The 24,815-nt window shown below is 72.6% G+C and carries 23 protein-coding genes; 13 read left to right on the forward strand and 10 right to left on the reverse strand.

Features of this window, described 5'->3' with window-relative positions:
• The first annotated feature begins 63 nt into the window (after window positions 1-63).
• From shc to OOJ98_RS26165, 7 genes are all read left to right on the forward strand, one after another.
• On the forward strand, window positions 64-2,058 hold the full coding sequence (gene shc, locus OOJ98_RS26135; protein ID WP_267057475.1) for a squalene--hopene cyclase: 1,995 nt from the start codon (window positions 64-66) through the stop codon (window positions 2,056-2,058).
• The gene (locus tag OOJ98_RS26140) at window positions 2,058-2,699 is read left to right on the forward strand and encodes a 1-hydroxy-2-methyl-2-butenyl 4-diphosphate reductase (protein WP_267057476.1); all 642 of its coding nucleotides are present in this window, start codon (window positions 2,058-2,060) and stop codon (window positions 2,697-2,699) included. Before shc ends, OOJ98_RS26140 begins: the two co-directional genes overlap by 1 nt.
• Before the next feature lie 5 nt (window positions 2,700-2,704).
• A complete protein-coding gene (gene hpnH, locus OOJ98_RS26145) occupies window positions 2,705-3,727 on the forward strand; it encodes an adenosyl-hopene transferase HpnH (RefSeq protein WP_267057477.1) in 1,023 nt (340 codons plus the stop codon).
• Between the two features lie 120 nt (window positions 3,728-3,847).
• Entirely contained in the window at window positions 3,848-5,752 is a 1,905-nt protein-coding gene (gene dxs, locus OOJ98_RS26150; RefSeq protein WP_267057478.1) for a 1-deoxy-D-xylulose-5-phosphate synthase, read from the forward strand.
• Entirely contained in the window at window positions 5,749-7,230 is a 1,482-nt protein-coding gene (locus OOJ98_RS26155) for an aspartate aminotransferase family protein (protein ID WP_267057479.1), read from the forward strand. The genes dxs and OOJ98_RS26155 overlap by 4 nt, the downstream gene beginning before the upstream one ends.
• A gap of 72 nt (window positions 7,231-7,302) precedes the next feature.
• Window positions 7,303-7,896, forward strand: a complete 594-nt coding sequence (locus OOJ98_RS26160; RefSeq protein WP_267057480.1) for a helix-turn-helix domain-containing protein — start codon at window positions 7,303-7,305, stop codon at window positions 7,894-7,896.
• Window positions 7,897-7,911: 15 nt separating this feature from the next.
• Complete coding sequence (locus tag OOJ98_RS26165) at window positions 7,912-8,082, forward strand: DUF6126 family protein (RefSeq protein WP_267057481.1); 171 nt, start codon at window positions 7,912-7,914, stop codon at window positions 8,080-8,082.
• 32 nt (window positions 8,083-8,114) lie between these two features.
• Here the strand turns inward: OOJ98_RS26165 and OOJ98_RS26170 are convergent, their stop codons facing one another.
• Window positions 8,115-8,930, reverse strand: a complete 816-nt coding sequence (locus OOJ98_RS26170) for a tyrosine-protein phosphatase (RefSeq protein WP_267057482.1) — start codon at window positions 8,928-8,930, stop codon at window positions 8,115-8,117.
• Window positions 8,931-9,287: 357 nt separating this feature from the next.
• On the opposite strand from OOJ98_RS26170, the gene OOJ98_RS26175 reads away from it, so the two are divergent.
• A complete protein-coding gene (locus OOJ98_RS26175) occupies window positions 9,288-10,529 on the forward strand; it encodes a S53 family peptidase (protein ID WP_267057483.1) in 1,242 nt (413 codons plus the stop codon).
• A 74-nt stretch (window positions 10,530-10,603) separates the two neighbouring features.
• Here OOJ98_RS26175 and OOJ98_RS26180 read toward each other — a convergent pair whose 3' ends face one another.
• Window positions 10,604-11,767: an erythromycin esterase family protein gene (locus OOJ98_RS26180; protein ID WP_267057484.1), complete on the reverse strand. Its 1,164-nt coding sequence runs from the start codon at window positions 11,765-11,767 to the stop codon at window positions 10,604-10,606.
• A gap of 214 nt (window positions 11,768-11,981) precedes the next feature.
• Between OOJ98_RS26180 and OOJ98_RS26185 the strand changes: the two genes are divergently transcribed.
• Window positions 11,982-12,773 (forward strand): SGNH/GDSL hydrolase family protein, encoded by a 792-nt coding sequence (locus tag OOJ98_RS26185; protein ID WP_267057485.1) that lies wholly within the window; start codon window positions 11,982-11,984, stop codon window positions 12,771-12,773.
• 85 nt (window positions 12,774-12,858) lie between these two features.
• Here OOJ98_RS26185 and OOJ98_RS26190 read toward each other — a convergent pair whose 3' ends face one another.
• Both OOJ98_RS26190 and OOJ98_RS26195 read right to left on the reverse strand, forming a co-directional pair.
• Window positions 12,859-13,851 carry an NAD-dependent epimerase/dehydratase family protein gene (locus OOJ98_RS26190; protein WP_267057486.1) on the reverse strand — a complete coding sequence of 331 codons (993 nt, stop codon included), beginning with the start codon at window positions 13,849-13,851 and terminating at the stop codon, window positions 12,859-12,861.
• A 121-nt stretch (window positions 13,852-13,972) separates the two neighbouring features.
• Window positions 13,973-14,572, reverse strand: coding sequence for a GNAT family N-acetyltransferase (locus tag OOJ98_RS26195; protein WP_267057487.1), 600 nt, complete (start codon window positions 14,570-14,572; stop codon window positions 13,973-13,975).
• 70 nt (window positions 14,573-14,642) lie between these two features.
• Between OOJ98_RS26195 and OOJ98_RS26200 the strand changes: the two genes are divergently transcribed.
• On the forward strand, window positions 14,643-15,086 hold the full coding sequence (locus OOJ98_RS26200; protein ID WP_267057488.1) for a PPOX class F420-dependent oxidoreductase: 444 nt from the start codon (window positions 14,643-14,645) through the stop codon (window positions 15,084-15,086).
• Between the two features lie 132 nt (window positions 15,087-15,218).
• Complete coding sequence (locus tag OOJ98_RS26205; protein WP_267057489.1) at window positions 15,219-16,415, forward strand: MBL fold metallo-hydrolase; 1,197 nt, start codon at window positions 15,219-15,221, stop codon at window positions 16,413-16,415.
• A 56-nt stretch (window positions 16,416-16,471) separates the two neighbouring features.
• Here OOJ98_RS26205 and tsaD read toward each other — a convergent pair whose 3' ends face one another.
• The 3 genes from tsaD to OOJ98_RS26220 all read right to left on the reverse strand — a co-directional run bounded on the left by tsaD (window position 16,472) and on the right by OOJ98_RS26220 (window position 20,069).
• Entirely contained in the window at window positions 16,472-17,533 is a 1,062-nt protein-coding gene (tsaD, locus tag OOJ98_RS26210) for a tRNA (adenosine(37)-N6)-threonylcarbamoyltransferase complex transferase subunit TsaD (protein WP_267057490.1), read from the reverse strand.
• Between the two features lie 141 nt (window positions 17,534-17,674).
• The gene (locus OOJ98_RS26215) at window positions 17,675-19,582 is read right to left on the reverse strand and encodes a chloride channel protein (protein WP_267057491.1); all 1,908 of its coding nucleotides are present in this window, start codon (window positions 19,580-19,582) and stop codon (window positions 17,675-17,677) included.
• A gap of 241 nt (window positions 19,583-19,823) precedes the next feature.
• Window positions 19,824-20,069, reverse strand: coding sequence for a hypothetical protein (locus OOJ98_RS26220; protein WP_267057492.1), 246 nt, complete (start codon window positions 20,067-20,069; stop codon window positions 19,824-19,826).
• 149 nt (window positions 20,070-20,218) lie between these two features.
• On the opposite strand from OOJ98_RS26220, the gene OOJ98_RS26225 reads away from it, so the two are divergent.
• Together OOJ98_RS26225 and OOJ98_RS26230 are read left to right on the forward strand one after the other, a co-directional pair.
• Window positions 20,219-20,812: a MarR family winged helix-turn-helix transcriptional regulator gene (locus tag OOJ98_RS26225; protein ID WP_267057493.1), complete on the forward strand. Its 594-nt coding sequence runs from the start codon at window positions 20,219-20,221 to the stop codon at window positions 20,810-20,812.
• A 25-nt stretch (window positions 20,813-20,837) separates the two neighbouring features.
• The gene (locus OOJ98_RS26230) at window positions 20,838-21,731 is read left to right on the forward strand and encodes an NAD(P)H-binding protein (RefSeq protein WP_267057494.1); all 894 of its coding nucleotides are present in this window, start codon (window positions 20,838-20,840) and stop codon (window positions 21,729-21,731) included.
• Window positions 21,732-21,762: 31 nt separating this feature from the next.
• On the opposite strand, the gene narI is transcribed toward OOJ98_RS26230, so the two are convergent.
• Genes narI through narH form a run of 3 tightly spaced genes read right to left on the reverse strand, consistent with a single transcriptional unit; the run spans window position 21,763 to window position 24,814 of the window.
• A complete protein-coding gene (narI, locus tag OOJ98_RS26235) occupies window positions 21,763-22,503 on the reverse strand; it encodes a respiratory nitrate reductase subunit gamma (protein ID WP_267057495.1) in 741 nt (246 codons plus the stop codon).
• A complete protein-coding gene (narJ, locus tag OOJ98_RS26240; protein ID WP_267057496.1) occupies window positions 22,500-23,162 on the reverse strand; it encodes a nitrate reductase molybdenum cofactor assembly chaperone in 663 nt (220 codons plus the stop codon). Before narJ ends, narI begins: the two co-directional genes overlap by 4 nt.
• The gene (gene narH, locus OOJ98_RS26245; protein ID WP_267057497.1) at window positions 23,159-24,814 is read right to left on the reverse strand and encodes a nitrate reductase subunit beta; all 1,656 of its coding nucleotides are present in this window, start codon (window positions 24,812-24,814) and stop codon (window positions 23,159-23,161) included. Before narH ends, narJ begins: the two co-directional genes overlap by 4 nt.
• Window position 24,815: the final 1 nt, after the last annotated feature.

Below are 24,815 nucleotides of genomic sequence, written 5' to 3' on the forward strand. Positions count from 1 at the left end.
ACCGGGCCCGCTCCGACGGAGACCCCAGCACAGCAGAAGTAGCCACTGCACGAAGGGGAAGCCATGACAGCGACGACCGACGGAAGCGCCGGGGCCACCCAGCCCCGGGCAGCCGCGGCCAGTACGACCGCCGGGACGGCTCCCGGCGTGCACCAGGTGCTCGACGCCGCCCGGCTGGCCACGGACCGCGGCGTCGCGCACCTGCTGGCGAGGCAGGACGCCCAGGGCTGGTGGAAGGGCGACCTGGAGACCAACGTCACCATGGACGCCGAGGACCTGCTGCTGCGCCAGTTCCTCGGGATCCAGGACGACCGGACGCTCCGGGCGGCGGCCCTGTTCATCCGGGGCGAGCAGCGTGACGACGGAACCTGGGCCACCTTCTACGGCGGGCCCGGCGAACTCTCCGCCACCATCGAGGCGTACGTCGCCCTCAGGCTCGCCGGCGACCGGCCCGATGATCCGCACATGGCCCGCGCCTCCGCCTGGATCAGAGCCAAGGGCGGCATCGCGTCGGCGCGGGTCTTCACCCGGATCTGGCTGGCCCTGTTCGGCTGGTGGAAATGGGACGACCTGCCCGAGCTGCCGCCCGAGCTGATCTTCCTGCCGCCGTGGGTGCCGCTCAACATCTACGACTTCGGCTGCTGGGCCCGGCAGACCATCGTGCCGCTCACCGTGGTGTCGGGCAAACGGCCGGTGCGCCCCGCGCCCTTCGCGCTCGACGAGCTGCACACCGACGCCGCCCGCCCCAACCCTCCCAAGCCCCTTGCCCCGGTGGCGAGTTGGAGCGGAACGTTCCAGCGGCTCGACAAGGTGCTGCACGCCTACCGCAAGGTGGCGCCCCGCGCACTGCGCCGGGCGGCGATGCGCAGCGCCGCCCGCTGGATCGTCGAGCGGCAGGAGAACGACGGCTGCTGGGGCGGCATCCAGCCTCCCGCGGTGTACTCGGTGATCGCCCTCCATCTGCTCGGCTACGACCTCGGTCATCCGGTGATGCGGGCCGGTCTTGAATCGCTCGACCGGTTCGCGGTGTGGCGCGAGGACGGCTCCCGGATGATCGAGGCCTGCCAGTCGCCGGTGTGGGACACCTGTCTGGCCGCCATCGCGCTCGCCGACGCGGGTGTGCCGGCCGACCACCCCGCCCTGGTCAAGGCGGCCGACTGGATGCTCGACGAGGAGATCACGCGGCCCGGCGACTGGGCGGTCCGCAGACCCCGACTGGAGCCCGGTGGCTGGGCGTTCGAGTTCCACAACGACAACTACCCGGACATCGACGACACCGCGGAGGTGATCCTGGCGCTGCGCCGGATCAAGCACCCGCAGCAGGAGAAGGTCGACGCGGCCGTCGAGCGCGGGGCGCGCTGGACCCTCGGCATGCAGTCGAAGAACGGCGCCTGGGCCGCGTTCGACGCGGACAACACCAGTGCCTTCCCCAACCGGCTGCCGTTCTGCGACTTCGGTGAGGTCATCGACCCTCCGTCGGCCGATGTCACCGCGCATGTGGTGGAGATGCTGGCCCACGAGGGCAGGGCGCACGACCCCCGCACCCGGCGCGGCATCGAGTGGCTCCTCGCCGAACAGGAGCCCAACGGCGCCTGGTTCGGCCGCTGGGGCGTCAACTACGTATACGGTACGGGGTCGGTGGTGCCCGCGCTGACCGCCGCCGGGCTCCCCGTGTCGCACCCCGCGATCCGCCGCGCGGTGAGCTGGCTGGAGTCCGTGCAGAACGACGACGGAGGCTGGGGCGAGGACCTGCGCTCGTACGGCGAGACCGAGTGGGTGGGCCGCGGTCCCTCCACCGCGTCGCAGACCGCGTGGGCGCTGCTCGCGCTCCTCGCGGCCGGCGGGCGGGACACGAGGGCCACCGAGCGCGGCATCGCCTGGCTCGCGGAGAACCAGCGCGAGGACGGCTCCTGGGACGAGCCGTACTTCACGGGGACCGGGTTCCCGTGGGACTTCTCGATCAACTACCACCTCTACCGGCAGGTCTTCCCGCTGACCGCGCTCGGCCGCTACCTCCACGGAGAACCGTTCTCCCTCAACGCCGCCAAGGGGGGTTGATGGACACACCTCAGGCCGCGCGGCCCGTTCCGCTGGTGATCGCGTGCGCGCTCACCATCGAGCGGCTCGCGCTGCGCGGCGCCCGCGGCGCCGCGGCCCCGGTCACGGTGGTCCGCAGCGGCATGGGTCCCCGGGCCGCCGAACGTGCGCTCGAGCGCACGTTGAGCGCGCCCGCCACCCATGACGCCGCGGTCATCGCCTCAGGCTTCTGCGCCGGCCTCGTCCCCGGGATGCACCCCGGGGACCTGGTCGTCGCCGAGGAAACCCGCGATCCGCGGGGCACCACCGCATGCAGCTCCATCGAGGTGCTCGCCAAGGCGCTCGCCGAGGCGCTGCCGGGACGCACGGTCCACACCGGCCCGCTCGCGGGCTCCGACCACGTCGTACGCGGACCGGAGCGGGCCGACCTGAGGGCGACCGGGGCGGTCGCGGTGGACATGGAGTCCGCCGCCACGCTGTGGGCCGCCCGGCAGGCCGGACCGCGTCCGGTTGCGGCCGTCCGAGTGGTCGTGGACGCTCCAGAACATGAACTCGTCCGAATTGGCACGGTGCGCGGTGGAATATCAGCCTTCCGCGTTCTTCGTGCCGTTCTTCCCGCTTTCTTTGAATGGCACCGTTCTTTGCTGCTCCCCAGGAGGTGAGCCAGATGGCCATGCCGCTTCGCCAGTCCATCAGGGTCGGGACCTATCTCTTTGAACAGAAGTTGCGCAAGCGTGAAAAGTTCCCGCTGATCGTCGAGCTGGAGCCGCTCTTCGCCTGCAACCTGAAATGCGAGGGCTGTGGCAAGATCCAGCATCCGGCCGGGATCCTGAAGCAGCGCATGCCGGTGGCCCAGGCCGTCGGCGCGGTCCTGGAATCCGGCGCCCCGATGGTTTCCATCGCGGGCGGCGAGCCGCTGATGCACCCTCAGATCGACGAGATCGTGCGCCAGTTGGTGGCCAAGAAGAAGTACGTCTTCCTGTGCACCAACGCTCTGCTCATGCGCAAGAAGCTGGAGAAGTTCACGCCGTCGCCGTACTTCGCGTTCGCCGTGCACATCGACGGACTGCGCGAGCGGCACGACGAGTCGGTCGCGAAGGAGGGGGTGTTCGACGAGGCGGTCGAGGCGATCAAGGAAGCGAAGCGGCAGGGCTTCCGCGTCACCACCAATTCGACCTTCTTCAACACCGACACCCCGCAGACCATCATCGAGGTGCTCAACTTCCTCAATGACGACCTCAAGGTCGACGAGATGATGATCTCGCCCGCCTACGCCTACGAGAAGGCGCCCGACCAGGAGCACTTCCTGGGGGTCGAGCAGACCCGCGAGCTCTTCAAGAAGGCGTTCTCCGGCGGCAACCGCGCCCGCTGGCGGCTCAACCACTCGCCGCTCTTCCTGGACTTCCTGGAGGGCAAGGCCGACTTCCCGTGCACCGCGTGGGCGATCCCCAACTACTCGCTCTTCGGCTGGCAGCGGCCCTGCTACCTGATGAGCGACGGGTACGTGCCGACCTACCGCGAGCTGGTCGAGGACACCGACTGGGACAAGTACGGCCGCGGCAAGGACGACCGGTGCGCCAACTGCATGGCGCACTGCGGCTACGAGCCGACCGCCGTGCTCGCCACCATGGGGTCCCTGAAGGAGTCGCTCAGGGCGGTCCGCGAGACCATCCAGGCCAACCGCGCGTGACGTCGCGGGGCCCCGGAGAGCCGGTCTCTCCGGGGCCCCGCGCGTGGCGGCCCGGCGGCGGCGCCGGGCCCGCCCGGCGACGACCGTGAGCCGAACAGATCCGACAGAGGGGGCCCGAACGTGACGATCTTGGAGAACATCCGGGGGCCGCAAGACCTGCAAGCGCTCGACCCGGCCGACCTCGGCCGACTCGCCCTGGAGATCAGGGAGTTCCTCATCCCCGCCGTGGCGCGCACCGGCGGCCACCTCGGGCCCAACCTGGGCGTCGTCGAACTCTCCATCGCCCTGCACCGGGCCTTCGACTCACCGGCCGACCGCATCCTGTGGGACACCGGCCACCAGAGCTACGTGCACAAGCTGCTCACCGGCCGGCAGGACTTCTCGAAGCTGCGCACCAAGGGCGGCCTGTCCGGCTATCCCTCGCGCGCCGAGTCCGAGCACGACGTCATCGAGAACAGCCACGCCTCCACCGTGCTCGGCTGGGCGGACGGCCTCGCCAAGGCCAACGAGGTGCTCGGCAGGAAGGGCCACGTCGTCGCCGTCATCGGAGACGGCGCCCTCACCGGCGGCATGGCCTGGGAAGCGCTCAACAACATCGCCGCCGCGCGGGACCGCCCCCTGATCATCGTGGTCAACGACAACGAGCGGTCGTACGGACCGACCATCGGCGGGCTCGCCGGCCACCTCGCGACCCTGCGCACCACCGACGGCTACGAGCGGGTCCTCGCCTGGGGCAAGGAGGTGCTCCAGCAGACGCCCGTCGTGGGGCAGCCGCTGTACGAGTCCCTGCACGGGGCGAAGAAGGGCTTCAAGGACGCGTTCGCACCCCAGGGCATGTTCGAGGACCTGGGCCTGAAGTACCTCGGCCCGATCGACGGGCACAGCACCGAGGCCGTCGAGTCCGCGCTGCGCCGCGCGCAGCGCTTCCACGGGCCGGTCCTCGTGCACTGCCTGACCGAGAAGGGCCGCGGCTACCAGCCGGCCCTCGACGACGAGGCCGACCGCTTCCACACCGTCGGCGCCATGGACCCGCTGACCTGCGCCCCGCTCACCCCGCCCGGCGGGCCCTCGTGGACCGCGGTGTTCGGCGAGGAGATGGTGCGGCTCGGCGCCGAGCGGCCCGACGTCGTCGCCATCACCGCCGCCATGCTGCACCCCACCGGGCTCGGCCCCTTCGCCGAGCGCTTCCCGGAGCGGGTGTGGGACGTCGGGATCGCCGAACAGCACGCCGCGGTGAGCGCCGCCGGGCTCGCCACCGGCGGGCTGCATCCGGTCGTCGCCGTGTACGCGACCTTCCTCAACCGGGCCTTCGACCAGGTGCTCATGGATGTGGCGCTGCACCGGTGCGGGGTGACGTTCGTCCTCGACAGGGCCGGGGTGACCGGTGTCGACGGCGCCTCCCACAACGGGATGTGGGACCTGTCGATGCTCCAGGTGGTGCCCGGCCTCAGGATCGCCGCGCCGCGCGACGCGGCCCAGCTGAGGGCCCAGCTGCGCGAGGCCGTGGACGTGCCGGACGCGCCGACGGTGGTGCGGTTCCCCAAGGAGTCCGTCGGGCCCGACGTCCCGGCGCTCGCCCGGCTCGGCGGCATGGACGTGCTGCGCCGGGACGAGGACGCCGATGTGCTGCTCGTCGCCGTCGGTGTGCTCGCCCCGGTCTGTCTGCGGGCGGCCGAGCTGCTCGCCGGGCGCGGCATCACCTGCACGGTGGTCGACCCGCGCTGGGTCAAACCCGTCGACGAACAGCTCGCCCCGCTGGCCGCGGCGCACCGCCTGGTCGCGGTCGTGGAGGACAACGTCCGTACCGGAGGCGTCGGTTGGGCCGTGGGGCAGGCCCTGCGGGACGCCGGCGTGGATGTGCCGCTGCGCGGCTTCGGCATCCCCGAGCAGTTCCTCGCGCACGCGAAGCGCGGCGAGGTGCTGGCCGACATCGGGCTCACCCCGGTGGAGATCGCGGGACGGATCGGTGCCGCGCTCGCGGCCACGGAGGAAGCCGCCGCGGCGGCCGGGAAGGACGACGCATGACCGACGGCGAGCCGCGGGCCTTCGCGGCAGTAGCGGACACCGGGGCGGCCCCCGAGGGCGGGAGCCTCGCCGTACCGGACACCGGCGCCCCGCCGGAGAAGGCCTTCGACCTGACGCGGCTCCTCGCCGAGCGCGGGGGAGAGCGCTACGAACTGCACAGCAAGTACCTCAACCACCAGCTTCCGCGGATGCTGCACACCATCGGTTTCGACAAGGTCTACGAGCGGGCCGAGGGCGCGTACTTCTGGGACACCGAGGGCAACGACTACCTCGACATGCTCGCGGGGTTCGGCGTCATGGGTCTCGGCCGCCACCACCCCGTCGTGCGCAAGGCGCTGCATGACGTCCTGGACGCCTCGCTCGCCGACCTCACCCGTTTCGACTGCCAGCCCCTGCCGGGGCTGCTGGCCGAGCGGCTCCTCGCGCGCAGCCCGCACCTGGACCGGGTCTTCTTCGGCAACAGCGGCACCGAGGCGGTCGAGACCGCTCTCAAGTTCGCCCGGTACGCCACCGGCAGGCCCAGGGTCCTGTACTGCTCGCACGCCTTCCACGGCCTGACGACGGGCTCGCTCTCGGTCAACGGCGAGTCCGGCTTCCGCGACGGCTTCGCGCCGCTGCTGCCCGACACGGCGCTGCCGCTCGGTGATCTGGGCGCCCTGGAAAGGGAGTTGAAGCGGGGAGACGTCGCGGCGCTCATCGTCGAGCCGATCCAGGGCAAGGGCGTCCACGAGGCGCCGCCCGGCTATCTGCTCGCCGCGCAGGAGCTGCTGCACCGGCACAAGGCACTGCTCATCGCCGACGAGGTGCAGACCGGCCTCGGCCGCACCGGCGACTTCTACGCCTACCAGCACGAGGCGGGCGTCGAGCCGGACCTGGTGTGCGTCGCGAAAGCGCTCTCGGGCGGCTATGTGCCGGTCGGCGCCACCCTCGGCAAGGAGTGGATCTTCAAGAAGGTCTACTCGTCGATGGACCGTGTCCTCGTGCACTCGGCGAGCTTCGGCTCCAACGCCCAGGCGATGGCGGCTGGGCTCGCCGTCCTGGCGGTGATGGAGCAGGAGGGGATCGTCGAGAACGCGCGCACCACCGGCGACCTGCTGCGCACCCGGCTCGCCGCCCTGATCGACCGCTACGAGCTGCTCTCGGACGTCCGAGGGCGCGGGCTCATGATCGGCATCGAGTTCGGCCGGCCGAACTCGCTCAAGCTGCGCAGTCGCTGGACCATGCTCCAGGCCGCCCGCAAGGGCCTGTTCGCGCAGATGGTGGTCGTGCCGCTGCTCCAGAAGCACCGCATCCTGACCCAGGTGTCGGGCGACCATCTGGAAGTGATCAAGCTGATCCCGCCGCTGACCATCACCGAACGCGAGGTCGACCGCTTCGTCGAGGCCTTCACCGCCGTCATGGACGACGCGCACGGTGGCGGGGGACTGATGTGGGACTTCGGCCGGACCCTGGTGAAACAGGCGGTCGCCAACCGCTGACCCCTGCCGACAGGATTTGCCTCAGAGGCAAAAAGTTTGCCTCTGAGGCAAGCACCTGCCTGAATGGGGTGTATGAGCACTCCTGGCGACGATATCGCCGCTCTCCCGGGCGTCGCACCCCGGCTGCGCGAACTGCGCCGCCACCGCGGACTCACCCTGGAGGCCGCGGCCCAGCGGGCCGGCCTGTCGCCCGCCCACCTCTCCCGTCTGGAGACGGGGGCGCGCCAGCCTTCGCTGCCCATGCTGCTCGCGCTCGCCCGCATCTACGGTACGACGGTCTCGGAGCTGCTCGGCGAGATGCCGCCGGAGCGCGAGCCCGTCATCCGGGCCGGCCGCGCCGCACCGCGCGAGGCCGACGGCTGGACGTACCACCAGACCGGCGGCTCCGGCCGCGCGATGCAGGCGCTGCGGGTCGAGGTCCCGTACGGCACCCAGCGGGAGCTCGTACGGGTCCATCCCGGCGAGGAGTGGCTCTACGTCCTGACCGGGCGGCTCCGGCTCAGCCTGGGGGAGGCCACCCATGAACTGGACCCGGGCGACAGCGCGCACTTCGACTCGCTGACCCCGCACCGGATCTCCGCCGCCTCGCACGGCGGAGCCGCGTTCCTCTTCGTGCACACCCTGCTGCAGAGCCCCGATCCGCATCCACACCACCCGCACAGCTGAGAGGACGGGACAGACATGTCCGAGCACGAGAGCGCCCCCACCGTGGTGCCGCCCCGCAAGAACATCGAGGAGACCGCCGAGACCAAGTTCCCGAGGGGACTTGTCGTGCGCCTCTTCGCCTACCTCGTCGCCGGACACATCTTCGCCGGCTTCCTCTATCTGCTGTTCGAGGTCGGCGGCAAGTAGCGCACGGCCGCGACGCCGACGGGGCCGGACGCTCAGGCGGCGCTTTCCAGGAGCTGTCCGCGCAGCTTCTCGCGGGTCTCGTCGGTGAGCTTCAGGGCGTCGCGGAAGTAGCGGTCGGGCGATCCCCAGGTCGACTCGATGGTGTCGAAGGCGGCGCGCAGATAGTCGGCGCGGGCGTCGAAGAGGGGGCTGAGCAGCTCCATCACCTCGGGCGACATCGCATCCGCCGACGTGCTGGTGCGGCGCACCGCGTAGCGCCGGTGCGGCGCGTTGGACTTGAGGTAGTCGGCCTCGATGGCGTCCCGCTCGACGCCCACCGCGAGCAGCGCCACCGCTATGGAGATCCCGGCCCGGTCCTTGCCCGCGGCGCAGTGCATCAGCGCCGGCACGCTGTCCTCGGCGAGCGCGTGCAGCACCCGGCTGTGCTCGGCGGTCCGCTGCGTGACGACCTCGCGGTACGAGGCGATCATCCGGTCCGCGCCCCGGGTTCCCGACAGCGCGGCCCGCAGCTCGTCGAGGTCGCCGTCGCGGACCATCTTCCAGAACTCGGCCCCGTCGGCCGGGTCGGTCAGCGGAATGTTGACGTTGCGCACGCCCGGCAGCGCGATGTCGGGCCCCTCCAGCTTCTGGTCCCCCGCATTGCGGAAGTCGAAGACGGTGTGCAGCCCGAGCGTGCCGAGGAAGGCGGCGTCGGCCGCGCTGGCGTGGGCGAGGTGACCGCTGCGGAAGAGCCGCCCGCCGCGCACCCGCAGGCCGTCCACGGTCGGCAACCCGCCCACGTCACGGAAGTTGCGCACCCCCGTCAGCTCGGGCTCGGTCGAGGGGGAGTGCGGAATCTCTTGGGTCATGGGGACTCCTGAACGTCGGTCCTGGCGGCGCGGCCTGCGCGTCTTTTGACGATACGGCAGACCGCGCGGCCCGCGTTCCTGACCCGGTGGAGTCCCCTTCGGGGCGCGCGGGCAAGGGGCCGGCCGATTCCGGTGTGATCTCTTCACCGCTCCGTCACCCGAGGCACAAGTCCCCACATAGTCGAGAGAAAGCCTTTGCCGTGGGGCTCCTGTCAACCAGTGGTGCCTGTAGGTACGTTCATGACTGCCCCCACTCGCCGTGGTGGCAATCTCCGAACGTCAATTTGTCATGCACTCGACGTTTCTTCGCGTCCGGTCCGTCCCAGGTCCGGACGATCCCCCCATGGAGGAAGAACCGTGCACCACATACGAACCTCCAGGTTCGGACAGCGGTCCGCAGGCACCGCGTCCGCCCTGGTCTCCCTTCTCGCACTCGTCACCGGCGGGCTCCTCGCCGCGGCTCCGTCGGCCGGTGCCGAGCAGGCCGCCCACCCGGCCTTGGACGTCAAGCAGTTGTGCGCGGCGCAGGCCAAGCCCGGCGTCATGCACTGCCTCGCGCTGCAGCGTACGGACGTCAAGCAGCACAGAGGCCTCACCGCCGACGCCGCCCCCTCCGGCCTCGGCCCCGCCGATCTCCAGAAGGCGTACAACCTGCCGTCCGGCGGCGCCGGTGCGACCGTGGCGATCGTCGACGCGCAGGACGACCCGAACGCGGAGTCGGACCTGGCCGCCTACCGCTCGCAGTACGGACTGCCGGCCTGCACCACCGCCAACGGCTGCTTCAAGAAGGCCGACCAGAACGGAGGGACCAACTACCCGACGGCGGACGCCGGTTGGGCCGGTGAGATCTCCCTCGATGTCGACATGGTCAGCGCCGCGTGCCCGCAGTGCCACATCCTGCTCGTCGAGGCCGACTCCGCGAACATGGACGACCTCGGCGCCGCGGTGAACCGCGCGGTGACGATGGGCGCGAAGTACGTCTCCAACAGCTACGGCGGCTCGGAGGACTCCAGCGACACGGCCGCCGACAGCAAGTACTTCAACCACCCGGGCGTGGCCATCACCGTCTCCTCCGGTGACGGCGGCTACGGCGTCGAGTACCCGGCGGCGTCCTCGTACGTCACCGCGGTCGGCGGCACCTCCCTGAAGCAGGACAGCAGCACGCGGGGCTGGTCGGAGTCGGTCTGGGGCTCCAGCGGCGGCGGCGACGGCGCCGGTTCGGGCTGCTCCGCCTACGAGGCGAAGCCGTCCTGGCAGAAGGACAGCGGCTGCGCCAAGCGCGCCGTCGCCGACGTCTCCGCGGTCGCCGACCCGGCCACCGGCCTCGCCGTGTACGACACCTACCAGGCCAACGGCTGGAACGTGTACGGCGGCACCAGCGCCTCCTCGCCCATCATCGCGGGCGTGTACGCACTCGCCGGCGCACCGAGCTCCGGCTCCACTCCCTCCTCCTTCCCCTACGCCCACACCTCCGCCCTCAACGACGTGACCTCGGGCGCCAACGGCAGCTGCGGCACCTACCTGTGCACGGCGGGCTCCGGCTACGACGGCCCGACCGGCCTCGGCACCCCGAACGGCACCGCGGCCTTCACCGGCTGATCCGCCGGACCATCCATCAGCAGGGGCCGTCGCGGCATCGCGGCGGCCCCTGCTGATGGATGGTCCGGCCCCGCTCAGGGCAGCCACCGCACCGGCGTCACCCGGCGCAGATGCACGAGGACGTCGAAGGCGTCGGCGATCGAGGGGACGGCGATGTATCCGGTCGCGTCCTGCTCCGGGTCGTAGACCCCGCTGATGACCCGGGCCTTCGCGGGCCCGTCCCAGTGGCGGCGGGCGTCCGCGGCGCGCAGATCGACCCAGTGGCCGGGCGCGTCCACCGCGCCGAGCCGCGCGTCGACCAGGTCGGCGCCCGGTTCCGGTACGGCGACGGAACCCAGGTCCCCGTGGTGGAAGCCGACGGCGACGGACACGTACCGCGACCCGAGGCGCTCGCGCAACACGCTGCCGACGCCGGGCCGGGCGCCGCGTCCGGGGGCCATGCCGAGGACCGTCTCGGTGGCGGCCGTGTGGGCGACGCCGTCCCAATAGACCACGCGTGCGCCGGTCCGGCGTCCCCAGGCGCCGATGGTGCCGGCCCATGCCGCCGCCTCGCCCGCGTAGTCGTCCCGCCCGGCCACGCTGTGCTCGTGGAAGTCCACGATCAGCCGCAGCCGCCTCATGACGTCGGCGTCGTCGCCGGGTCCCGGCAGCGAGCCGACCAGCGCGAGAGCATCCCGCGCGTGCTCGGCGAAGGGACGGCCCGGATGGACGCCCCGCGCCCGTTGTACGTGTTCGTCGACGGCATGGGCGGTACGGATCGGGTCCAAGTGGGCTGCCACGGCGTCCAGTCGGGACGGCGCCGAGGCGCGCACCCGCGCGAGGACGGCGTCGTAGTCCTCGGGCCCGGCTTGGGCGGGCTTGACCCCGAACACACGGACCGGGTCGTGCGGGTGGTCCCGGTTGAAGGCGCGGATCCAACGCAGGGCTTCGGCCGTCTCCTCGGTGCGCTGGGGCCGCCAGGCGTGGGCCAGCGCGTCGGCGGCCGAGCCCTCGCCGCCGCGTACGTACCGGTCGAGCGCGGCCCCGGCTCCGGCGCCGTCCTGCACGGCCAGCGCCCGGAAGCCGTGGTCCCGGACCAGGCGCCGCATGAGCTGGTCCTGGACGGCGAAGACCTCATGGGAGAACCGGGTGGAGCCGCCGATCCCGACGACGGCCGCCGGACCGGCCAGGCTCGCGGCCAGCTCGTCGAGCAGGGGGTCGGACAACGGAAGCGCGGCGTGTGCGATGTCGTTCGTCATGCCGGCAAGCCTGTGACCTGAAGCCCACTTGAGGTCAAGGAGCGTGGCCGACGTGTCCGCAACGGTGCCAACAGGCCGACGAAGGCGGGCTGTTGTGGATCCGCCGAGGGCCTATTCCCGGTCTCCGCAAACTGACCGGGTGGTCTATATCACCCCCCGTCAACCCCTCCCTACGGTGGCGTAGGTCACTTGCGTTGGAGGAGGATAAGCCCTCGTGGCAGACGATTCGAGATCATTCAGCAAGGGCACGTTCGGGTCGTACACGGCGATCGGAGACAGCTTCACCGAGGGCGTCGGCGACCCCGGCCCGGACGGGACGTTCGTCGGCTGGGCCGACCGGTTCGCGGTGCTCCTCGCCGACCGGCGACCGGAGGGCTCCTTCCGCTACGCCAACCTCGCGGTGCGCGGCAAGCTCCTCGACCAGATCGTCGAGGACCAGGTGCCGAGGGCCAAGGAGCTCGCCCCCGACCTGGTGAGCTTCTGCGCCGGCGGCAACGACATCATCCGCCCCGGCACCGACCCCGACGAGGTGGCCGAGCGCTTCGAGCGGGCGCTGGCCGACCTCAGACCCGCGGTCGGCACCGTCATGGTGACCACGGGCTTCGACACCCGGGGCGTCACGCTCCTGCGCCATCTGCGCGGCAAGATCGCGACGTACAACGGGCATGTGCGGGCCATCGCGGACCGCTACGACTGCCCGGTGCTCGACCTGTGGTCGCTCAGGTCCGTCCAGGACCGGCGTGCCTGGGACGGCGACCGGCTCCACCTGTCCGCCGAGGGGCACACCCGGGTCGCGCTGCGCGCCGCCCAGGTGCTCGGGCTCGACGTGCCGGCCGACCCGGACCAGCCGTGGCCCCCGCTGCCGCCGCGGGGCACCCTGGAGGTGCGGCGCGACGACATCCACTGGGCACGCGAATACCTGGTGCCGTGGATCGGGCGACGGCTGCGCGGGGAGTCGTCGGGCGACGCCGTCTCGGCCAAGCGTCCGGACCTGCTGCCGCTCTGAGCGCTCCGTCCTGTCCGCCGGGAACGGTATGCGCCGGTGGACCTGACGGAGCGTCAACCTGGCGTCCGTGTGCGGGAGTCGCGCCTCAGCGGGCCAGTACCTTCGCCTCGGTCTCCGGGTCGAGGCCGACGCGGGGGCGGTCCGGACGCTGCGGAGCGGTACCGCCGATCGAGCGGAGCCACGCCCAGGTGTCGGCGACGGTCTCCTCGACGGGGCGGCAGCGCAGCCCGCTCGCGAGCGCCTTGGTGACCACCGTGCCGTGCATCGTGTCGTGCAGCTCGCCGGGCGGAATCCACACCGGCAGGTGCTGCCACGGCTCGATCCCGGCGGCGAGGATCACCTCGGGGTCGGTCCAGCGCAGCACGGCCCGCCCGCCGGTGACGCGTACGCAGGCGTCGAGGAGCGAGCCCATCGTGGCGTGGTCCGGCGGCCCCACGAGGTTGTACGCGCCCCCGAGCCCGGACTGCACCGCGTCGACGGTCCACTCCGCGAGGTCCCGGCAGTCGATGTACTGCACTCCCAGGTCGCGCGGCCCCGGCGCGAGCATGTCACCGCCCCGCGCCGCGCGGGTGAGCCACCACGGCAGACGGCCGATGTTCTCCCACGGGCCGAGGATCAGCCCCGCGCGCACCAACAGCGCCCGGTCCGCGCCGAATTCACGGACCGCGGCCAGTTCGCCGCCGCGCTTGGCCTGCGGATAGGCCACCTCGCCCGCCTCGTCGGGTGAGCCCCCTTCCACCAGCGGCGCGCTCTCGTCGGCGTCGCGCGGCGTCGGGTGGGGGTACACCGAGCGGCTCGACACGTACACGTACCGCCCGGCCCGCCCGGCGAGCAGCCGGGCGGCATCGCGTACCGAGGCGGGAGCGCCGGACCAGGTGTCCACGACCGCGTCCCACTCGCCGCCCGCGAGCGCCGCGAGCCCCTCGGCATGGGTGCGGTCGCCGTACAGCGAGGTCACCCCGGCGGGCGGCTCGTGCCGTCCCCGGTGGAAGACCGTCACCTCGTGTCCGCGAGCGAGCGCCGCCTCGGTGACGGCCCGCCCGACGAATTCCGTTCCACCCAGCATCAGCAGTCTCATGGCGGCCACTCTGCCCAGGGCGAGGGGTGCGGGGAAGCGTTGCTTGCTGTGGGCGTAATGGACGACCGGTGCGGACCGGCCGACTCCGTTCGTCCCGTGCGCGGCCTCGTGCGGGACGGGGTCAGTTCCCTCGGGGCCAGGGGTCGCCCGCCACCCGGGCGTGCAGGTGCTCGTCGTGCCAGCCGTCGGCGTGCAGCAGGGCGCTGCGCATCGTGCCTTCGAGGGTGAACCCGGCCCGGCGCGCCACCTGGCACGAGGCCGGATTGCGCACCGAGTGCGTGATGCGCAGGCGGTGCAGTCCGAGCTCGTCGAGCGCCCACCGGCTGACCCGCAGGGTCGCGTCGAGTGCGGCACCCTCGCCGCGTCCGGAGGGGAGCAGCCAGTACAGGAGCTCGCCGCTGCCGCCGCGCAGATCGAGGTCCCCGACCCCGATCAGGCCCACCGGCCGGTCGTCGTCGCGGCGCGAGATCGCCCAGATCGCGGCGGCCTCCTCGGTCCAGCGGTGCCCCCAGCGGGCGATCTTCTCGCGCGCGGCGCCGCGCGACAGCGGCTCCGGGCGGTTCCACTGCGCGATCGCCGGGTCGAGGCACGAGGCCACCAGGACGTCCGCGTCCGACTCCCGCCAGGGGCGCAGCTCGCGGCCGCCGGGCAGCACGAGGGCGGGCTGAGGGTGCCGCGCCATCCGCCCGGCGGGGACCACGGGGGGTATGGAAGTGATCATCCCCGCATCATGGCAGGCCCCGGCCGGGCGGTCCGGGGAATCCGGGCGCCCGCATGCGCGTTCCCGAACCATGACCGCATTCGACGCACCCCAGGAAGCGCTGCTCGCCCTCGTCGCCGAGTACGGCGGCGGCGTACTGGTCACCCTGAAGCGGGACGGCCGGCCCCAGCTGTCCAACGTCAACCACGCCTACTACCCGGCGGACGGCGTCATCAAGGTCTCGCTCACCGACGACCGGGCGAAGACCCGGAACCTGCGGCGTGACCCCCGGGCGAGCTACCACGTGACCAGCGACGACCGCTGGGCCTGGACGGTCGCGGAGGGGACGGCCGACCTCACGCCGGTCGCCGGGGATCCGTACGACGAGACGGTCGAGGAACTCGTCGCCCTGTACCGGGACGTCCAGGGCGAGCATCCCGACTGGGACGAGTACCGCGCCGCCATGGTCCGTGACCGGCGCCTCGTGCTGCGGCTGCGCGTGGAGCGGGCGTACGGTCAGCCTCGTCGGGGCTGAGCCTGACGGCCCGGCGCCCCACCACGAGCGCACGCTCCCGGAGTGCGAGCCCCGGCGCGTGCGGAGGACGACGGCGCGAGGGCGCGCGCCAAGGCGCACATAATGGAAACAAACCGAACCCCAGGAGGTGCCGTGACCGGCGCTGGTTCTCTGCATCCGCTCCGTTCCAGACTCCGCGAGCTGCGGCCCGACGCGTTCGGCGCCGACTCGAAGGGCGAGCGCTGGGACCGGATCCGCCGCTCGCCCAACTTCGCCGACGGTGTGTTCCAGAACCCCGAGGGCGCGCGCACCCGCCCCTCGGGCTCCACCGTGGAGTTCGCGAAACAGTTCTTCGCCAAGGAGCAGCGCGTACGCCGCGCGCCCACCGGCACCATTCCGGTCCACCCGACCACCCTCGCCGACATCGCGGCGCCGCCCGCGACCGGACTGCGCCTCACCTGGATGGGGCATTCGAGCGTGCTCGCCGAGATCGACGGCCGCCGGGTGCTGTTCGACCCGGTGTGGGGCGAGCGCTGCTCGCCGTTCGCGTTCGCCGGACCCAAGCGGCTGCACCCCGTACCGCTGCCGCTGGCCGCGCTCGGCCCGGTCGACGTCGTGGTCATCTCGCACGACCACTACGACCACCTCGACCTGCCGACCATCCGCGCCCTGGCCGGTACGAGCACGGTGTTCGCGGTGCCGCTCGGTGTCGGCGCCCACCTGGAGCACTGGGGCGTCGCCCCCGACCGGATCCACGAGCTCGACTGGAACGAGTCGGCCGAGGTCGGGGGGATCACCCTCACCGCGACCCCGGCCCGCCACTTCTGCGGGCGCGGTCTGCGCAACCGGCAGCACACCCTGTGGGCCTCGTGGGTGGTGGCCGGGCCCGATCACCGCATCTACCACAGCGGCGACACGGGCTACTTCGACGGCTTCAGGACCATCGGCGCCGAGCACGGCCCGTTCGACGCGACCATGATCCAGATCGGCGCGTACAGCGAGTTCTGGCCCGACATCCACATGACTCCGGCCGAGGGCATGCAGGCCCACCTCGACCTTCAGGGCGGCGCTCCGCACGGCGTGACGATGCCGATCCACTGGGGCACGTTCAACCTCGCGCCGCACGCGTGGGCCGAGCCCGCCGAGTGGACGAAGGACGCGGCGGAACGGGCCGAACAGGCCGCGGTCTTCCCCCGCCCCGGTGAGCCCTTCGAGCCGGCGGGCGAGCTGCCCACCACGCCGTGGTGGCAGCCGCTGAGCGCGCCGCTCGACCACCCGTGGCGCACCTCCGGGGCGCCGGCCGTCACGCCCGAGCCGCTGGGCGAGCTCGACCTCGCCGGCGAGCGGTGAGGCGGGGCTGACGCGGGGCTGACGTCCGCCGGGCCGCAGGCCCCGCCCGTCCGGGGCTACGCGGCGCGCGCGGTCCGCGCGCGCGGGTGCAGCGCCGCGTACTCCAGCGGGGCCGACGGATCGATGGAGACGTCGAGCGGCGCCGGTTCGGCGCCCGCGCGGACCAGCAGGTCGCCCACCGCGGCGATCATCGCGCCGTTGTCCGTGCACAGCTTCAGGGGCGGCACCCGCAGGGTGATCCCGGCCGCGGCGCAGCGCTGCTCGGCGAGCGAGCGCACCCGTGAGTTGGCGGCGACCCCGCCCACCACGACCAGGGTGGTCACCCCGTGCGCGCGGCAGGCGGCCACGGCCTTACGGGTCAGCACATCGGCGACGGCCTCCTGGAGCGCGGCCGAGCCGTCGGCGACGGGGAGCGGCCGGCCTTCGTGGCGCTCGGCCCAGCGGGCGGCCGCGGTCTTCAGGCCCGAGAAGGAGAAGGCGTACGGGTCGTCCCGCGGCCCGGTCAGGGGCCGCGGGAAGGCGACGGCGTGCGGGTCGCCATCCCGCGCCGCCCGGTCGACCGCGGGGCCGCCGGGGTAGGGCAGCCCGAAGACGCGGGCCACCTTGTCGAAGCATTCGCCCGCCGCGTCGTCCAGGGTGTCGCCGAGGTGCGTGATCGGATCGCGGGCCAGGTCCCGTACGAGCAGCAGCGAGGTGTGGCCGCCGGACACGATGAGCACCACGCACGGGTCGGGGAGCGGGCCGTGCTCCAGGGTGTCGGCGGCGACGTGCCCCGCCAGGTGGTGGACGCCGTACAGCGGCACGTCCAGGGCGTACGCCAGCCCCTTCGCGCCCGCCAGGCCCACCTGGAGCGCGCCGGACAGGCCGGGGCCGGTGGTCACGGCGACCGCGTCGATGTCGGACATCCGCAGCCCCGCCTCGTCGAGCGCGCGGTGGACGACCGGGGTGAAGGAGTGGACATGGGCCCGAGCGGCGATCTCGGGGACCACTCCGCCGTACCGGGCGTGCTCATCCATGCTGGACGCCACCGCGTGCCCCAGCAGCCGCCCGCCCCGCACCAGACCGGCGCCGGTCTCGTCGCAGGACGACTCGATCCCGAGCACCACCGGATACCCCACCCCGAACACCTCTTCTGCCTCGCTGTTGTTATTGCGAACTCTTCGCAATAAGGATACGGGCAGGGGGCGCCCACCTCGGGCCATGTGCCGGGCCCCGGGGGAGATCCCGGGGCCCGCTCGGTCCGTGGGGTGGGGGCGCGGTCAGCCGGCGTGCTGGGCGGGGAGCGGTGTCGGCTCCTCGTCGCCCGGCAGGGGCTTGATGCCGGGGCCCGAGGCCACCACGAGGGAGCGGCCACCGCGGGGCCGCAGCGTCAGATGGCGCTGGCGGTGCTGCTCCTCGTGCAGGTCGACCCGGCGCGCGTGCAGGAGCTGACGCAGACTCACCAGGCCTTCCAGGCGCGGCAGTTCATCGCGGCTGACGATGAGGATCCGGGTGATGTCGTGCTCGGCCATCCGGTTGGCCAGGGTCCGCAGCGTCTCGTCCTCGAAGGCGGTCACGGCGGGGCGTGCGAGAGCGGACAGGGGCGTGCCGTCGTCGTCGGAGCCGTGGACCAGCTGGTGACGCGTAACGACACCGGCGAGGGTGTCGCCGTCGAGCACGGGGTAGAGGCGCTGCGCCAGGAGCTTGTCCGGGTCGCCGGCCTCGTACGCGGTGTGCAGCGTCCGGGCGGCCTCGCCCACCGTCTGCCCGGCTTCCAGGGTGAGGCGCAGCGGAGTCTCCAACTGCCGTACGAGATGGACCTCCAGCGGGTCGACGGAGTACTCGCGCGTCAGGTGCATCCCGCGGCGGGCGAGCTTCTCGGTGAGGACCGAGCGCTTGAGCACGATGACCGACAGGAGGTACGCGGCCGACGCGGTGATCACCATCGGGATGAGGGCGTTCATCTCATGGGTCAGTTCGAGGCAGAACACGATGCCGGTGAGCGGGGAGCGCATCACGCCGCCCAGCACGCCCGCCAGCGAGACCAGCGCCCAGAAGCCGGGGCTGACCTGGGGGAAGACGAGCCCCTCCGCGGCGCCGAGCGCACCGCCGATCATGAACATCGGGGCGAGGACGCCGCCCGATGTGCCCGAGCCCAGCGACAGGCCCCAGATGAGGGTCTTCACGACCAGGATGCCGACGATCAGGCCCGTCGTGGCGCGCCCGGTCAGGAGCTGGTCGATGACGTCGTACCCGACACCGAGGGCGCGGGGCTCGAAGAGGCCGCCGACGCCGATGATGGCGCCGCCGATGGCCGGCCACCACATCCAGTGGAAGGGCAGCTTGGCGAAGAGGTCCTCGGAGAAGTAGACGAGCCAGGTCGCCCCGAGGGCGAGCAGTCCGGCGGCCAGGCCCGCGACGACGCACAGCCCGTACGCGGATATGGACAGGTGTGCGGGGACGTGGGCGCCGCCGAACAGGGGCGCGGTGCCGAGCAGCGGGCCGCGGACGAGCGTGGCGGTCGCGGCGGCGACGGCGACGGGCAGGTAGGAGCGCGGGCGCCACTCGAAGAGCAGTAGCTCCACGGCGAGCAGGATCGCGGCGAGCGGCGCGTTGAACGTCGCGGCCATGCCGGCCGCGGAGCCCGCGACGAGCAGCGCCTTGCGTTCGTCGGTGGTGACGCGCAGGTGCTGGGAGATGATCGAACCGACCGCGCCGCCGGTCATGATGATGGGGCCCTCGGCGCCGAAGGGGCCGCCGGTACCGATGGATATCGCCGCCGACAGCGGCTTGAGCGCCGCCACGCGGGGCTGTACGCGGCTGCCGCCGATCAGGATCGACTCGATGGCCTCGGGCATGCCGTGGCCCCGGATCTTCTCCGATCCGTAGCGCGCCATCACGCCGATGACCAGACCGCCGACGATGGGCATGACCACGAGGAGCCAGCGGTGCGGGGTGCCGTGGGGCGCCGTCGTGGAGAAGGCGAACCGGCCGTAGAAGCAGAGGTTGGTGAAGAGCGCGATCAGCTTGAGCAGCGCGACGGCGACCAGCGCCGCGGCCCCGCCGATCGGGATGGCGAGCGCGGTGATGGCGACGACGCGCGGCGGCACGTGGAAGTCCCCGAGGTGTGGAATCTTCACGCTGTGGCGTGCGGGTGGATGCGGATGGGCGGCGCTGGTGAAGGGCATGGCAGGGCTCCGTGTTCGGGCAGGGTGAGCGGGGTCCGCCGACCCGGGCACGACGGGGTGCCCGCGGGACCGGGGCAGCGGGGAGTGGACGGGCGGCGCTGCCCGTCAGGAGGGGGTGGGGCGAGAACGGATGAGGCGGGTGGCGGAAGGCGGACGGCGGTGGGACGCGCGGGGCCCGGCCCTCACGTGCCCGAAGGCGCGGCGTGCTTCGTCGGACGCGGTGCCTGCGGACGGCGCCCGGTCAGTCGACGAGCGGGCGGGCCGCTGTGACGCGGCCGGAACGCAGGACTCGGATCGTGGTGCGGTGGCAGATCCGGCACGTGTTCCAGGTCAGGGGAGAGGGCTCCTGGACGCCCCGGACGTAGTAGTCCGCGCGCAGGACACCGTTGGCATCCGTCGAGTGGTGTATCTCGTACGAACCTTCCCAGGCGTGCCCGCAGTGCAGACACGCGAACGAATAGGCTTCGCGTATCGGCTCCACCTTCATCGTCAATCACTCCTTGCTGACCGGTCCCGTCGCGCCCGCGCAGGTCCGGTCGATCCGAACACAGGCTAACATTGCAGACTGCAATGATTACAAGGGCCGTCTGTCCGTCTTGAGGCAGCCTTGACCCATCGGGGTGGATATCGATGTCCATGGCGCACGACGAAGCCGCGGCGCGGAAGCCGCGGAAACCTTCCGGCAGCGAGGCCGGGGACGACGACGCGGCGCCCGACCGGCGCGCCTTGGACCACGAGGCCGAGGAGGTCGCCGTGGCCGTCATGGCCGCGTCGCGGCTCCTGGTCGCGATCTCCGCCCGCGCCCTCGCGTCGATCGACGACTCCATGACGCTTCCGCAGCTGCGCGCCCTCGTCGTCCTGGAGAGCTGCGAGCCGCTCAAGCTCGCCGCGATGGCCACGACGCTCGGCGTGAACCCGTCCACCGCGATGCGGATGGTCGACCGTCTGGAGGCCGCCGGCCTGGTCGACCGCAGGACCAACCCGGCCAGCCGGCGCGAGGTCGTACTGAACCTGACGGACGCGGGCCGCTCCCTGGTGGGGAAGGTGATGGCACACCGCCGGGCCGAGGTCGGCGCGCTCGTCGCACGGGTGCCGGCCGAGGAGCGGGCCGGCCTGGTGCCCGCCCTGCGCGCCCTGACCCGCGCCGCGGGCGAGCTGGGCGTGGACCCGTTCGACGAAGTGCGGCGCCTCGGCGGACTGGTCACGGACCCGCTGGCGCCCGGACGCTGACGGCGACCGCGAGGGGGCGGGACGGATGAAGGTACTGGTGGCCGGCGCGACCGGCTACGTGGGCAGCCGGGTCGTACGCGAGCTGGCCGGGCGCGGCCACGAGGTCAGGGCGCTGGCCCGCACCCCGGACCGGCTCGCCCCGGTCCGGGCCTGGGTCCACGAGGTGCACACCGGCGACGCGACCGACGCCGCAGCCCTGCGCGGATGCTGCGACGGCGTCGACGTCGTGGTCAGCACGATCGGCCTGGTGGGCAAGGGCAGGAGCGGCGGCAGGGGGCCTGGCAAGGGCGGCGGCCGGGGCCCGGCGCCGACCTGCTGGGACGTCGACTACGGCGCGAACCGCGCCCTCCTGGCGGAGGCGCGCCGCGCCGGGGCGGCCCGCTTCGTCTATGTGTCGGTGGTGCGCGCCCCCGGCCTCGAACGCGTCCAACTGGTGCGGGCCAAGCGGGCGTTCGAGGCGGAGCTGAAGCGCTCCGGGCTCGCGCACACCGTGCTGTACCCCAACGGGTTCTTCTCCGACATGAACGAGTACCTGGACATGGCCCGCAAGGGCCGCGCGATCGTCTTCGGCGGCGGACGCTTCCGCATCAACCCGGTCGACGGGGCGGACGTCGCGGCGGCGGTCGCCGACGCGGTCACCGGGGCAGCCGAAGAGGTCGAGCTCGGCGGCCCCGACGTCCTCACCCACGAGGAGATCGCGCGACAGGCCTACCGCGCGCTCGGCCGCCCCGCCCGCATCACCCGGCTGCCCGCCTGGACGCTGCGGGCGGGGCTCGGGGCGGCGCGGCTGCTGACCCCGCTGCGGGTGTACGGCCGGCTGGAGTTCCCGCTGACCGTGCTCACCGAGGACGTCCTGGCTCCCGCGACGGGCCGCCGCCACCTCGCCGACCACTTCCGCGAGGCCGCCGCCGACGGCTGAGCCGCGCGGAGCGGGCCCTTCGGGCGGGCGGTCAGCGCGCCGCCGGCTTCTCGCCGCGCGGCCGCACCCCCGCCGCGGGATGGCGGTACGGCGTGGCGCGGGCGCGCGAGCGGTAGACGACGTACGGCCTGACCAGATACCCCAGCGGCGCCGTGAAGGCGTGGATGAGACGGCTGAACGGCCAGGCGGCGAACAGCGTCATCGCGAGCAGCGCGTGCAGCCGGTACACGAGCGGGGCGTGGGCCATCGCGTCCACGTCGGGGTCGAGCGCGAACAGGCTGCGGAACCACACCGAGACGCCGAGCCGGTAGTCGTACGGGTTGGTGGCGCTGGTCGCCGTCGCCGTGAGCCCCGCGAGGAGCACCAGGGTCAGCAGCGGGTGGATCAGCCGGTCGCTGCGGCTGGTGGCACGGCGTACCCCGGGGGTGCGCAGCCGGCGTACGAGCAGAATGCCCAGGCCGGCGGCGGCCGCGACCCCCGCGGCGCCGCCCATCGCCAGCGCCGACGCGTGGTACATCTCCTCGCTGACGTGCAGGCGCTGGGTGAGTGCCTCGGGCACGAGGAGCCCCGTGATGTGGCCGCCGATGACGAGCAGCAGCGCGTAGTGGAAGAGCGGCCCGCCCACCCGCAGCAGCCGTGACTCGTGGAGCTGGCTGGAGCGGGTGGTGAAGCCGAAGCGGTCGTAGCGGTAGCGCCAGGCGGTGCCGGCGACGAGGACGGTCAGGACGAGGTAGGGCAGCACGCCCCACAGGGCGATGTGCAGATGTGTCACCGGCGGGCTCCTTCGGTGGGCCGGGACCCTTGAGGCGGGAAGGGGGCGAGACCCACGGTCTCGGTGGGCGGGCCGTTGCGCGCCAGGCGCAGCGCCGCCGCGTGGTCGGCCGGTGCGGGCCCCGGCAGGGTGCGGCACACGGCCCGCACCACGTCGGCATAGGGGCTGCGGAACTTCGCCAGCGCGTGGCCGAGCAGTTCGAGGGCGGCCCGGTGCTCGACCAGGACGGCGAGGCCCGGCCCGGGGCAGCGGGCCGCGAACTCCAGGACGCCGGGCAGGAAGTCGGGCAGCTCCCCGTCGTCCTGCTCCCAGCCGTGATCGCGGAAGAGGCCCTTGAGCCGGGCCAGCGAGCCGCCGCGCCGCCGGGTGTCGCCGTCGGTGTAGTACGTCAGATGCAGGGCGCGGCGCCGGCTCCGGTCGAAGGTGGCGACATAGCGGGCGCCGAGCTCCAAGGGCGTCACCGACGCCACGCTGTCGCAGAATCCGAGCATCAACTCGGCTTCGGGCAGGGCGAGTTGCTCCAGAGTCGTGCGGACGAGCCCCAGCCGGCCGGGCCAGTCCGCGTCGGGGTAGCCCAGCAGGAGCGAGGCGGCCTGGTGGAGGGCGGGGCGCACCGCGGGCCCGCGCCCCGCCCGCGCCGCGGGAAGAACGCGGATCACCGGCTCTCGTCCTTCCTGCGGCGCGGGAAGAGCCCGCCCGGCGCTCCCCGGCCGTCCCAGTTGAGCAGGTTGACCCGGCCGCGCAGCCCGGCGTCGGACCCACCGCCCGCCCCGGCCGCCGCCGCGGGCACCGGTGGCGCGTGGAAGGCCTCCATGCCGGGCAGCCCCGCCTCGTACATGCCGGGGCCGCCGTCACCATCCAGGCTGCACCCGTCGCCCGGATCGCTGGGGACGGAACCGGTGTAACTGGTGGGGATCACATAGCGGTCCTCGTACTTCGCCACGGCCAGCAGCCGGTACATCTCCTCGATGCGGCGCTCGTCCAGGCCCACCCCGCGGGCGATCGCCGGGTCGCGCTCCTCGCCGAGGTTGACGCGCCGCATGTGGGACCGCATCGCGGCGAGCCGGCACAGGGCCGCCTCCACCGGCTCGACGTCTCCGGCGCTGAAGAGCCCCGCGAGGTACTCCAGGGGGATGCGCAGCGAGTCGATGGCGCCGAAGAGCCGGGCCGGGTCCTCACCGTCGTGACCGCTGCGGGTCAGCGAGTCCACGATGGGCGACAGCGGCGGCACGTACCAGACCATCGGCATGGTGCGGTACTCCGGATGCAGGGGCAGCGCCACCCGGTAGTCGGTGATCAGGGCGCGCACCGGTGAGCGGCGCGCGGCCGTGATCCAGTCGTGCGGGATGCCCGACTCCTCGGCGGCGCGGGCGACTTCGGGATCGTCCGGGTCGAGGAAGCACCCCAACTGCGCCTCGTACAGGTCCTTCTCGTCGGCGACCGCCGCGGCCTCGCCCACCTTGTCGGCGTCGTACAGCATCACGCCGAGGTAGCGGAGCCGGCCCACACAGGTCTCCGAGCAGACGGTGGGCTCACCCGCCTCGATGCGCGGGTAGCAGAAGGTGCACTTCTCGGCCTTGCCGCTCTGGTGGTTGAAGTAGATCTTCTTGTACGGGCATCCCGACACGCACATCCGCCAGCCGCGGCAGCGGTCCTGGTCGACCATGACGATGCCGTCCTCGATGCGCTTGTACAGGGCGCCCGACGGGCAGACCGCGACGCACGACGGGTTGAGGCAGTGCTCGCAGATCCGCGGCAGGTAGAACATGAACGCCTGCTCGTACTCCAGGCGCACCGACTCGTTCATCTGCCGCAGTACGGGGTCCCCGGCGAGATGGGCCGGGCCGCCGCCCAGGTCGTCGTCCCAGTTCGGACCCCAGGTCACCTCGGTGGGCCGGCCGTCGATCAGGGAGCGGGGCCGGGCGGTCGGCACGTCGTCGCCGAGCGGGGCGCTGATCAGCGTCTCGTAGTCGTAGGTCCAGGGCTCGTAGTAGTCGGCCAGGGAAGGCAGTTCGGGGTTGGCGAAGAGAGTGGCGAGGCGCCGCGCGCGGCCCCCGCTGCGCGGCACGAGACGGCCGTTCCTGAGCCGCCAGCCGCCCTTCCACTTCTCCTGGTCCTCGTGGCCGCGCGGGTAGCCCTGGCCGGGGCGGGTCTCCACGTTGTTGAACCAGGCGTACTCGGTGCCCGCCCGGTTGGTCCACGTCTGCTTGCAGGTGACCGAACAGGTGTGACAGCCGATGCACTTGTCGAGGTTCATGACCATGGCGACCTGCGCCATGACACGTCCGATGCGTGCTTCACCACGGGGCATG

Source organism: Streptomyces sp. NBC_00083 (genome assembly GCF_026343295.1).
GTDB lineage: Bacteria > Actinomycetota > Actinomycetes > Streptomycetales > Streptomycetaceae > Streptomyces.